The sequence below is a fragment of the Yersinia sp. 2540 StPb PI genome, from assembly GCF_052217165.1.
Classification (GTDB): domain Bacteria; phylum Pseudomonadota; class Gammaproteobacteria; order Enterobacterales; family Enterobacteriaceae; genus Yersinia; species Yersinia enterocolitica_E.
Map to the genome: position 1 here is coordinate 1342678 of NZ_JAZGQC010000001.1, position 11291 is coordinate 1353968.

Here is an 11291-nt window from a genome sequence, read left to right on the forward strand (position 1 = left end):
TAAAATGGCGTGTTCAACTGGTTGCACGGCTTATCAATTCCTTATGACGACACAAAAAACCTAAAAATTAAAAATATAGGATTTTTAATCTAAAAATAGATGCTGATGATTTTGTTTTATTTGGCATAGTCTTAATAATATGGATTATTGTGCTTTTTTGATATTTGGATAGTAAATTCTCTAGCTAGAGAGGTGAAAGTCAGTTTTGGGACGTTATATTTAAGTCTCCCGGAGATGGAATGAGGTAAGTAAGAGTAACCCATTAGTAATCCATTAGTAATCCATGATTATAAATTCACAATAAGCCTTATTATCTTTCTATTATATATTTGTTGAATATAAATATTCATCACTCTAATAAATGCTATTATTTATTGGCTTTAGATGTTATGAATATGGCGTGAATTCATACTTAAGTGTGGTTAGATCCAATCCACTATTTAATATATTCACACTAATAAATAAGAACTAATAAGTTTCAATTGATGAATTTATTATTTATTAATGGCATAGTTGTCAACTATCCCATTTTGTGATGTGATCATCTTGTTGATTTTATTATTGGTACTTATAATTTAATGGTTTGGTATTCCTGATGTAAATTACTGTATGAGCATATATAAGATACTTTATGTGAATATCTTGTTCACGCACTTATCTATGGGCGTTATTAACTGAAAGGTAGGGAGGGAGGGAATTAATACTTTTGCATTTATACAAGGATGAGACTCATTTTACCTGATAAGAGTAATGATGAGAACATTGGCATCGTTAATAGTAAGAGAATAAAGATATTTTGAGGTATGCAAAAGTATCAGCAGGATTCTTCTATTAATCATGTCATCTGCATAAAGATCAGTGGAGTTAAGCATGCTTGAACACAACTTAGTAGCCGACGACCAAGTAACTAAAAAAGAAGGTAGTGATGTTCACTTAAGAAGTGTCGACCTCAATTTATTAACGGTTTTTGATGCTGTGATGCAAATGCATAATGTAACACGTGCAGCCCAGTCACTGGGGATGTCCCAGCCTGCGGTGAGTAACGCAGTCGCCCGCTTGAAAGTGATGTTTAATGATGAGCTGTTTGTTCGTTATGGCCGTGGTATCCAGCCTACCGCCAGGGCTCGTCAGTTGTTTGGCCCGGTTAGACAAGCTCTACAATTAGTTCAAAATGAGCTACCCGGTGCTGGCTTTGAAGCCAAAAAAAGTGGGCGAATCTTTAATCTATCTATTTGTAGCCCGTTAGATATTAGATTGACGGCACAAATAATAGAAAGTGTTAAGCAATTAGCGCCTAATGTTCAACTCATTATCAAATCTTATTTGAATGATAATATTGAGCATCAGTTACGTTATCAAGAGACCGAGTTTGTGATAGGTTATACCAAGTTTGAGCGCCCAGACTTCCATTACTTATCAATATCTAATGATGAGTCCGTTTTGGCGGTCTCAAAAAATCACCCCCGTATTGATAATTCAATTACGCAAGAACAGCTCCTTTCAGAGTCACACGCGGTAGTGTCATTGGATAAAATAGGTTCTTTCAGTGAGCATTATTATGAATCAGAAATAAGTGCTCAAACTATTGTATATGAAAGTACCGATATGAATAGTGTGCTTAATATTGTATCCCAAACTTGCTTTGTGGCTATTGCCCCTCGCTGGCTTGTTCAAACATACAGTGAAGCACTTAATCTGAAACTTATCTCTTTACCTTGGAAGGAAACATGCCGCCCATGTTATCTCACGTGGCACGAATCTACTGATAGAGATAAAGGCCATCAGTGGATGAAAGAGTTACTCAGCCAATTGGATACTCCTGAGTAATTACTTTTGTTAACCCCTGCTGCTGGAATCATATTATTTTCAGTGGCAGGTAAAGGTAACAACTAAATTAAAACATATTTTGTTTCCAGCCATTGGTCAGTTCAATACAACGTTATTGCCGTGTTTACCCCTCACTCCTATGGTTTTAAACGCTCTCTTTTTCATCAAAGTCAATTTCAGCTCACACTTCTACTCTGAATTTTGTTTGCCATAGCCAATAGAGCAGGTAGACTGCGCGAAAAAAAGTGAACACATGTAAGCTGAATGCCAATTAGTGGTAAGTTACAGTACACTTTAATGGATAATCAATACCCAATAGATTTCAAGGTGTAGCAAGGCGGTAAATGAAAGGCTCCGAATGAACGGACTCCGTCACGTGATTTGGATGAGCACCCGCCATCACACAGTAGCAACTTGGAAGACAGCAAGTATATAGCGAGCGGCGATGTTATGACCCACACATTAGAGCAATACCACCTTGTGCGCCGTCTGCGCCAACAAATCAGCCACCGTGCTGACCAGATAGCTTGGCGTGAATGGTCACCCGAGGGTGAAAAACAACTAAGCTGGCAGCAGGTTGACACGCATGTCACCCGGATTTCAGCAGCTTTGTTATCCCTCGGGGTTGCCATTCAGGAGCGTATTGGGATTTTTGCCAACAACAGTATGACTTGGTCGTTGGCGGATTTAGCTATTTTACAGTTGCGTGGCGTCAGCGTCCCACTGTATGCCACCAATACCAGCACTCAGGCGGCTTATGTGCTCAATGATGCCGATGTGCGTATTTTATTTGTCGGTGGACAGACACAATTTGATGTTGCCGCAACACTAAAGCCGCTGTGCCCGCAACTTGCTCAAATTATTGTATTAGACCCCGCAGTCGATTTGCGCGGTTGTGAATACGCCCAACACTTAGCTGATTTTGAGCAACAACCTGATGCGGTCCAACAGCACCTACTCACTACGCGTATAGATAGTTGCGACTTAAATGATTTATTCACACTGATTTATACCTCGGGTACCACGGGTGAACCTAAAGGTGTGATGCTGGATTACCGTAATATGGCAGCCCAGCTTTATTTGCACGATCAGCGCTTAACCCTGACAGCAGAGGATGTCTCTCTTAGTTTCCTGCCATTATCCCATGTGTTTGAGCGGGCGTGGAGCTTCTATGTAATGCATACCGGCGCACAAAATGTCTATATCAGCGACACTGATTGGGTGCGCTCGGCGATGCAGGTAGTAAAGCCGACAGTGATGTGTGCCGTCCCTCGTTTTTACGAGAAGATATTCAGTGCCATCAATGACAAAGTTGCTCTGGCAAAATGGCATCGCCGGATATTGTTTCGCTGGGCGGTAGGCCGGGGTGAGCGCAAATTCCAAAGCCTGCAACGTGGGGAAACATTATCATTGTTATCCGAACAGCTGTACCAGCTGGCGGATCGTCTGGTGTTGAGGAAATTGCGAGGGGTGTTGGGGGGTAGAGTGCGCTTTTTACCGGCCGCCGGTGCTCGGTTAGATGACAATATCATCCTGTTTTTCCAGTCCATCGGTATCAACATTAAGTACGGCTATGGCATGACCGAAACCTGTGCCACCGTCTCTTGTTGGGAAGAGCAAGACTTCCGGTTCGGCTCTATCGGTAAGCCATTACCGGGGATTGATGTGCGTTTGGGCGCAGAGAATGAAATTCAGGTACGTGGCCCGATTGTGATGCGTGGTTACTTTAATAAACCGCAACAGACGGCAGAGTCGTTCACCGAAGATGGTTGGCTCAAAACGGGGGATGCCGGGGCGTTGGATGCTCAGGGTAATTTGTTTATCACCGAACGGCTGAAAGATTTGATGAAAACCTCCGGCGGCAAATACATTGCGCCGCAAATGATTGAGGGCACACTCGGTCAGGATCGTTTCATTGAGCAGGTCGCGATTATTGCCGATACGCGCAAATTTGTCTCAGCGCTGATTGTGCCCTGTTTTGAATCACTTGAAGAGTATGCTCGTTCGATAAACCTGAAATACCACGACCGGTTAGAGTTGTTACGCCATAGCCATATTGTCGGTTTGTTTGAACAAAGACTGAAAGATATGCAAAAAGAGTTGGCGATGTTCGAGCAGGTTAAGCGCTTTACGTTGTTACCACAGGCATTCACCATGGAAACCGGTGAACTGACACCGACGATGAAATTGCGTCGCAAAATCATTCTCCAGCGTTATCAGAATGAAATTGATTCGATGTACCGTGATTAATCGATAGTGTTATTACGTTGCTGTCTGTTGTTAACAGGCAGCCGCTGTTTTTCTGAACGTTCAGCACTTTCGCCACCTGGCTCGGTATCGCCCCCGGTTTTTTCTTCCTCCGATGCATAAAAATTATCAGCCTAATTAAGTTCTATGATTGGTCATCTTGACGGTGTTTAAACTAAGTTCACTCCTTAACAGGCAGTGTTTTATGTTTGGAATGCGAGCAAAAACAGAGTGCGACCAACAGAATTGTCTTTAGCGCAGCGAATTGCCATTTGCCTGCCAGAAAATCTGACGTTATGTTAATAAGTTGGTTACGTTAAAAATAATAAATATAGGAATCAGGGCGTAGTGCCTTTCCTACAGGATCCCGTGGAAATGACTTCCCGTTATCCAATGAGCAAACAAAGCCTGGAGGCAAAACCCATGGAGATGTTGTCAGGAGCCGAGATGGTTGTCCGGTCGTTAATCGACCAGGGCGTGAAGCATGTATTCGGTTATCCCGGCGGGGCCGTACTTGATATCTACGATGCCCTGCACACGGTCGGCGGCATCGATCACGTGCTGGTACGCCATGAACAAGGCGCGGTTCACATGGCCGATGGTTATGCTCGGGCAACCGGTGAGGTTGGCGTGGTGCTGGTCACTTCCGGCCCTGGGGCGACCAATGCCATTACCGGTATTGCTACCGCGTATATGGATTCTGTACCGATGGTGGTGCTTTCCGGTCAGGTACCTAGCTCATTGATAGGTTACGATGCTTTTCAGGAATGTGACATGGTGGGGATCTCCCGCCCAGTGGTGAAACACAGTTTTCTGGTGAAGCGCACTGAAGATATTCCAATGGTACTGAAAAAAGCCTTCTATCTGGCATCGACTGGCCGCCCAGGTCCGGTCGTTATCGATTTGCCAAAAGATATCGTTGGCCCTGCGGTAAAAATGCCTTACGCCTACCCGGATCAGGTTAGCTTGCGCTCTTATAATCCCACGGTACAAGGCCATCGTGGGCAGATTAAACGCGCGCTGCAAACTATTCTGGCGGCTAAAAAGCCCATCATGTATGTCGGCGGTGGGGCGATTAATTCTGCCTGCCACGAAGAGCTGCTAGCTCTTGCTGAGCAACTGAATTTGCCGGTGACCAGCTCTTTGATGGGGCTGGGGAGCTTCCCGGGCACTCATCGCCAAAGCGTGGGCATGTTGGGGATGCACGGGACATTCGAAGCCAATATGGCGATGCACAATACGGATCTGATTTTTGCCGTTGGCGTGCGCTTTGATGACCGAACCACCAATAATCTGGCGAAATACTGCCCGAATGCCACTGTGGTACACATTGATATCGACCCGACTTCAATTTCGAAAACCGTAAATGCTGATATTCCGATTGTTGGTGATGCCAAACAAGTCTTGGTACAGATGCTGGAGCTGCTGTCTCAGATTGATTGCACACAAGATTGCGATAGTTTGCGTGATTGGTGGCAATCCATCGAACAATGGCGTGCCCGTAATTGCCTGAGTTACAACAAAGACAGCGGAAAAATCAAGCCGCAGGCAGTGATCGAAACCCTACATCGCCTCACCAGCGGTGATGCCTATGTCACCTCTGATGTCGGTCAACACCAGATGTTCGCCGCACTTTATTATCCGTTTGATAAACCACGCCGTTGGATTAACTCAGGAGGCCTTGGGACAATGGGCTTTGGCCTGCCGGCAGCGCTTGGCGTTAAACTGGCGTTACCAGACGAAACCGTAGTTTGCGTTACCGGTGATGGTAGCATCCAGATGAATATTCAGGAGTTATCTACTGCACTGCAATATAACTTGCCAGTGCTGGTGCTGAACCTGAACAACCGCTATCTCGGCATGGTGAAACAGTGGCAGGATATGATCTACTCTGGCCGCCACTCACAGTCTTATATGGATTCGCTGCCTGACTTCGTCAAATTGGCTGAAGCTTATGGTCATATTGGTGTTTCCATCCGCACGCCGGATGAGTTGGAAAGCAAACTGGCTGATGCCCTGACACAATTATCCGCGACCAAGCGTTTGGTATTTGTAGATGTGACGGTTGATGAAACGGAGCATGTTTACCCGATGCAGATTCGTGGTGGTGGCATGGACGAAATGTGGCTTAGCAAAACGGAGAGGACATAATTATGCGCCGCCGGATTTTATCAGTTCTACTGGAAAACGAATCAGGTGCCCTCTCAAGAGTGGTGGGTCTGTTTTCTCAACGTGGTTATAACATTGAGAGTTTAACGGTTGCGCCGACCGACGATCCTACACTTTCCCGCATGACGATTCAGACCGTAGGTGATGCCAAAGTTCTGGAGCAGATAGAAAAACAGCTACATAAATTGGTGGATGTACTGCGCGTCAGTGAGCTGGTTTCTGGCTCACATGTTGAACGTGAGATTATGCTGGTGAAGTTGCAGGCCAGTGGCTACGGGCGTGAGGAAGTGAAACGGTGTGCGGAAATATTCCGTGGGCAAATTGTGGATGTTACCGCCACGCTCTACACCGTCCAACTGGCGGGCACCAGTGATAAACTGGATGCATTCCTCAATGCGGTGCGGGAAGTGGCAGAAATTGTTGAAGTTGCCCGCTCAGGCATTGTTGGTGTGTCACGCGGTGACAAGATTATGCGTTAATGAAACTTATTAACACTGACTAATCTCCAATAATCAGGCTCGGCAGGTGTGTCGGGCTTTTTTTTTCTTATTTTTTAACCGAGATAGCGTTATAGGGCGGTTAAAGCGGTTGCTCAATAGTGGGTTCTGCGGTTAGATCTACAGTGTGCTATATCCGTAGTTAAACTATGTCTATAAATCGTGTGTTTTAGCCTGTAACACTGCGGTTTATTGGCGTATTGAGAAACGCTGGGATATTTAGCTCTGGCAGACATCATGCCTTTCATCACTTTATTGGGTTTATAAGGGGTTAATGTGAAACTGGATGAAATCGCGCGTCTTGCGGGCGTTTCGCGTACAACGGCCAGTTATGTCATTAATGGCAAAGCGAAACAGTACCGAGTCAGCGATAAAACAGTAGACAAAGTTATGGCGGTTGTCAGGGAACATAACTATCACCCAAATGCTGTTGCGGCAGGATTGCGCGCGGGCAGAACCCGCTCCATCGGTTTGGTGATCCCGGATCTTGAGAATACCAGCTATACCCGCATTGCAAATTATCTGGAACGCCAGGCGCGCCAGCGCGGTTATCAACTGTTGATAGCCTGCTCGGAAGATCAACCAGATAACGAGATGCGTTGTATCGAACATCTGTTACAGCGTCAGGTTGATGCCATTATCGTTTCTACCGCATTGCCCCCTGAGCACCCTTTTTACCAGCGCTGGGCTAATGATCCATTGCCAATAATTGCATTGGATCGGGCGCTAGATCGGGAGCATTTCATTAGCGTCGTCGGCGCGGATCAAGAAGATGCACTGATGTTGGCACAAGAACTGCGTGCCTTCCCGGCGGAATCTGTATTGTATTTAGGCGCGCTGCCGGAGCTGTCAGTCAGTTTCTTGCGTGAGATGGGATTCCGTGAGGCGTGGAAAGATGATCCACGTAAAGTCGATTACCTGTATGCCAATAGCTACGAGCGCGAAGCTGCCGGTGTGCTGTTTGCGCAGTGGCTTAAGACCCACCCAATGCCACAGGCGTTGTTTACCACCTCATTTCAGCTACTACAGGGCGTTATGGATGTTACCTTAAAGCAAAGTGGGCGTTTACCCAGTAATCTGGCGATTGCTACTTTTGGTGATAACGAGCTGCTGGACTTCCTTGAGTGCCCAGTACTGGCGGTGGCACAGCGTCACCGCGATGTTGCCGAGCGCGTACTGGAGCTGGTATTAGCCAGTCTGGATGAACCGCATAAACCGAAACCGGGTTTAACCCGTATTCGCCGTAATTTGTTCCGCCGTGGCAGTTTGAGCCGCAAGTAACCGAGTAATAAACATTTCGGTTAAGACGCTTAATACCCAATAGATTTTATGGTGCAGGAGGCGGCAGCGGCCTCAACGAGGTGAGGCCCATGGATGGGCCGAGTAGTGAGCACAGCGAACACACCTGCACCATGAAAGATGACGGGTATTCAAATATAGCCCGCCACGCGGAACAATCGACGGCAATATTCCAGGAAATAGCCGTAAGCCACACCCATCGCCATAGAAACCAACGCGTTACTGGTAACCGCTGTAGTGATTTGCTCTAAATCAGCCCCGACCGACCACAAAATCATGGCATAAACCGGAGATTGGAAGCTGACATAGGCCAGTAAGTCTGCCAGATTCCGTGCCCAAAAATACTTGCCGACATGATGACGCGCAAAGCGGATAAAGGCATCCCGATACACCCCATAAGGCCAGGCAATAAGGATATTGACCGGTATTGAAACCAGGCGAGAAGAAAGAGACTGCTGGAAGGTCATTCCCGAGATCACGATTTCAATTATCATGCCGATGACAAAACAATACACTACCAGTGCAAAAGTATCGGCTGCGGCACTACGCAGACGGGACCCAGTTGAAAACATTGTGATTAACTCCCTACTTGGGGGAAAAATCTGCTAAAACGCCAATTCATGAGATTATTAGCAGGATTTATATATTGCTCATCATTTGAATATCAGGTGATTGTATTGCTTTTTTGCTTTTGATGTAGTTTACAGTGCTATTGTTTGTAATATAACCAGCTCAAAATTTTTATTTTTAACATTTGGCTGATTTTTATACTTTGTACTGTGAGGAATTGAGCTTTTGGTGGTTTTTTAAATGGTAAGGTGTCTTGTTTTACTTTAAAAACAGATAGTTGTGTTTCTACGTTATCAGCCGAGGGGGGCCGGCAAAGGTCAGTCAAATTTAAAATAATGAGTGAGGCAAAAACTAAATCATTCAATTTTGCTAATTTAAGATTTATCTGTCTGAAGGCATTCATATTTCAGTGATGCCCGGAAATAGACACCAATAATTTATTTCAAAATAGATTAATCCCCGTCGGTTAATTGAAGTAAAATGTCGCGCCAGTAACACTTGTTGTTCTCAAGGTTATTATTGTGTTGCTGTGGGTTTTGCCGTCGATTACCGCTGTTTTTCCTTAGGAGACGCCAGCGGCAGCGGGTTTTGTGCTCAGGCTGTTTATTTTTAGACCGTACAATTTTCATACTAAAAATGAGACATTCCTTGCAGAAGGAAATAATGAGACAATTAATCGACAATTAATTATTTATTTAAGTAGCTGGAATTACTGGCGGAAAAATAGCCCGTTTATCATGACGTTAATTTCTATTACAACCACTAAAATAGCCCCTTCTACGAGATATATCTCAAAAACGGCCCATAAATATTGTCAAAGCGCATCGGCTCTGGCTTGACAAGGTTTTCATACCATCCGTAAACTCTTTAATGTGGGGATTTGTGGGGTAAAGTGGCGAATTGGGTCATGAAGGGGTAACTCAGTCATGTTTCGTGGTGCAACGATGGTTAACCTCGACAGTAAAGGGCGGCTTGCCGTACCTACCCGTTATCGGGATCTACTGAATGAGGAATCGCAGGGCCAGATGGTCTGTACCATAGACCTTCACCAACCATGCCTGTTGCTTTATCCACTCCCTGAATGGGAAATCATTGAACAAAAATTATCCCGTCTGTCGAGCATGAATCCGGTTGAACGTCGGGTTCAGCGTTTGCTGTTAGGGCACGCCAGTGAATGTCAGATGGATGGTGCTGGGCGCTTACTGATCGCAGGAACACTGCGACAGCATGCCGGGCTGAATAAAGAAGTGATGCTGGTTGGGCAGTTCAACAAGTTTGAACTGTGGGATGAACAGACCTGGTATCAACAAGTCAAGGATGACATCGACGCAGAACAGTCCACTCAGGAACCATTGTCTGAGCGGCTACAGGACTTATCGCTATAAGCATGGTAGATAACAACAAAATTGTAGATAACAACTACAAGCATACAAGCGTATTGCTGGATGAGGCGGTAAATGGCCTGAACATCCGCGATAACGGCATCTATATTGACGGAACTTTTGGCCGTGGTGGCCATTCGCGTCTGATTCTGTCCCAGCTTGGGCCAGAAGGGCGTCTGATTGCAATTGACCGTGACCCACAAGCTATCGAAGCGGCAAAATCTATTACAGATCCGCGTTTCTCTATCGTACACGGTCCTTTTTCCGAGTTAGCACATTATGTGCGAGAGCTGGACTTAGTGGGCCGGATTGACGGTGTATTGCTGGATCTCGGGGTTTCATCACCACAGTTGGATGACCCTGAGCGTGGCTTCTCTTTCATGCGTGACGGGCCGTTGGATATGCGCATGGACCCCTCCCGTGGATTATCTGCTGCTGAATGGTTGATGAAAGCCAGCGCTGAAGATATCGCGTGGGTGCTGAAAACCTTTGGTGAAGAGCGTTTTGCCAAGCGTCTGGCCAAAGCCATTGTGGAGCGCAACCTTACTCAACCGATGACTCGCACCAAAGAGCTGGCGGATTTGATTGCCAACGCCAGTCCATTTCGCGAAAAGCACAAACATCCTGCTACCCGTAGCTTCCAGGCTATTCGTATCTATATCAATAGTGAGTTGGAAGAGATTGAGCGCGCACTTGATGGCGCACTTGAAGTCCTGGCCCCTGCGGGCCGTTTGTCAGTGATTAGCTTCCACTCTCTTGAAGATCGCATTGTTAAAAACTTTATTCGTCATCACAGCCGTGGACCACAGGTGCCGGCGGGGTTGCCATTGACGGAAGCGCAGTTGCGCAGCATGGGTGGGCGCACATTGAAATCGGTTGGCAAGATGATGCCTCCAGATGCTGAAGTGGCTGAAAACCCACGGGCACGAAGCTCGGTATTGCGTTTTGCCGAGAGGATTAAAGAGTGATAGGCAGCGAACGCCACGGTTTAGTTGGGGTCATCGGCGGTGATTTAATCCGCAATGCGAAGATCCCGTTGATTTTACTGATCGCGGTGTTGGTATCTGCTGTTTTCGTGGTAACCACCGCCCACCGTACACGCTTGTTGACCGCAGAGCGTGAGCAGTTGGTGCTGGAACGGGACGCGCTGGATATCGAGTGGCGTAACCTGATTCTGGAAGAGAATGCGTTGGGTGACCACAGTCGTGTGGAAAGTATCGCGACTGACAAATTGAAAATGCAACATGTTGATCCATCACAAGAAAATATTGTGGTTAAACAATAAATTTCTCCAATAAAT

10 protein-coding genes are annotated in these 11291 nt (G+C 46.0%); 8 read left to right on the plus strand and 2 right to left on the minus strand.

From position 1 onward, the window contains the following. Positions 1-870 precede the first annotated feature (870 nt). From leuO to cra, 5 genes are all read left to right on the plus strand, one after another. Positions 871-1827 carry a transcriptional regulator LeuO gene (leuO, locus tag V1956_RS05980; RefSeq protein WP_372557998.1) on the plus strand — a complete coding sequence of 319 codons (957 nt, stop codon included), beginning with the start codon at positions 871-873 and terminating at the stop codon, positions 1825-1827. A gap of 450 nt (positions 1828-2277) precedes the next feature. After that, positions 2278-4077 carry an AMP-dependent synthetase/ligase gene (locus tag V1956_RS05985; RefSeq protein ID WP_442824907.1) on the plus strand — a complete coding sequence of 600 codons (1800 nt, stop codon included), beginning with the start codon at positions 2278-2280 and terminating at the stop codon, positions 4075-4077. Between the two features lie 420 nt (positions 4078-4497). After that, the gene (gene ilvI / locus V1956_RS05990; RefSeq protein ID WP_372559820.1) at positions 4498-6225 is read left to right on the plus strand and encodes an acetolactate synthase 3 large subunit; all 1728 of its coding nucleotides are present in this window, start codon (positions 4498-4500) and stop codon (positions 6223-6225) included. Positions 6226-6227: 2 nt separating this feature from the next. Beyond that, positions 6228-6722, plus strand: a complete 495-nt coding sequence (ilvN, locus tag V1956_RS05995; protein ID WP_004388986.1) for an acetolactate synthase small subunit — start codon at positions 6228-6230, stop codon at positions 6720-6722. A 294-nt stretch (positions 6723-7016) separates the two neighbouring features. After that, entirely contained in the window at positions 7017-8021 is a 1005-nt protein-coding gene (cra, locus tag V1956_RS06000) for a catabolite repressor/activator (protein ID WP_005181395.1), read from the plus strand. A 149-nt stretch (positions 8022-8170) separates the two neighbouring features. Here cra and V1956_RS06005 read toward each other — a convergent pair whose 3' ends face one another. Both V1956_RS06005 and V1956_RS06010 read right to left on the minus strand, forming a co-directional pair. Beyond that, complete coding sequence (locus V1956_RS06005) at positions 8171-8611, minus strand: L-alanine exporter AlaE (protein WP_442824908.1); 441 nt, start codon at positions 8609-8611, stop codon at positions 8171-8173. Between the two features lie 137 nt (positions 8612-8748). Further along, positions 8749-9012: a hypothetical protein gene (locus V1956_RS06010; RefSeq protein WP_372558001.1), complete on the minus strand. Its 264-nt coding sequence runs from the start codon at positions 9010-9012 to the stop codon at positions 8749-8751. A 523-nt stretch (positions 9013-9535) separates the two neighbouring features. Here V1956_RS06010 and mraZ point away from each other — a divergent pair. The 3 genes from mraZ to ftsL are packed head-to-tail and all read left to right on the plus strand — an operon-like array spanning position 9536 to position 11276. Beyond that, positions 9536-9994 (plus strand): division/cell wall cluster transcriptional repressor MraZ, encoded by a 459-nt coding sequence (gene mraZ / locus V1956_RS06015; RefSeq protein ID WP_442824909.1) that lies wholly within the window; start codon positions 9536-9538, stop codon positions 9992-9994. A 2-nt stretch (positions 9995-9996) separates the two neighbouring features. After that, positions 9997-10959, plus strand: coding sequence for a 16S rRNA (cytosine(1402)-N(4))-methyltransferase RsmH (gene rsmH / locus V1956_RS06020; RefSeq protein ID WP_442824910.1), 963 nt, complete (start codon positions 9997-9999; stop codon positions 10957-10959). Then, on the plus strand, positions 10956-11276 hold the full coding sequence (gene ftsL / locus V1956_RS06025) for a cell division protein FtsL (protein ID WP_083160535.1): 321 nt from the start codon (positions 10956-10958) through the stop codon (positions 11274-11276). The genes rsmH and ftsL overlap by 4 nt, the downstream gene beginning before the upstream one ends. Positions 11277-11291: the final 15 nt, after the last annotated feature.

What these genes read in the sequence shown, in the direction of transcription:
- ilvN (WP_004388986.1), top strand. Translation starts at nt 6,228, where the DNA reads ATGCGCCGCCGGATTTTATCAGTTCTACTGGAAAACGAATCAGGTGCC.
- ilvI (WP_372559820.1), top strand. Translation starts at nt 4,498, where the DNA reads ATGGAGATGTTGTCAGGAGCCGAGATGGTTGTCCGGTCGTTAATCGAC.
- rsmH (WP_442824910.1), top strand. Translation starts at nt 9,997, where the DNA reads ATGGTAGATAACAACAAAATTGTAGATAACAACTACAAGCATACAAGC.
- V1956_RS06005 (WP_442824908.1), bottom strand. Translation starts at nt 8,611, where the DNA reads ATGTTTTCAACTGGGTCCCGTCTGCGTAGTGCCGCAGCCGATACTTTT.
- V1956_RS05985 (WP_442824907.1), top strand. Translation starts at nt 2,278, where the DNA reads ATGACCCACACATTAGAGCAATACCACCTTGTGCGCCGTCTGCGCCAA.
- mraZ (WP_442824909.1), top strand. Translation starts at nt 9,536, where the DNA reads ATGTTTCGTGGTGCAACGATGGTTAACCTCGACAGTAAAGGGCGGCTT.
- leuO (WP_372557998.1), top strand. Translation starts at nt 871, where the DNA reads ATGCTTGAACACAACTTAGTAGCCGACGACCAAGTAACTAAAAAAGAA.
- V1956_RS06010 (WP_372558001.1), bottom strand. Translation starts at nt 9,012, where the DNA reads ATGAATGCCTTCAGACAGATAAATCTTAAATTAGCAAAATTGAATGAT.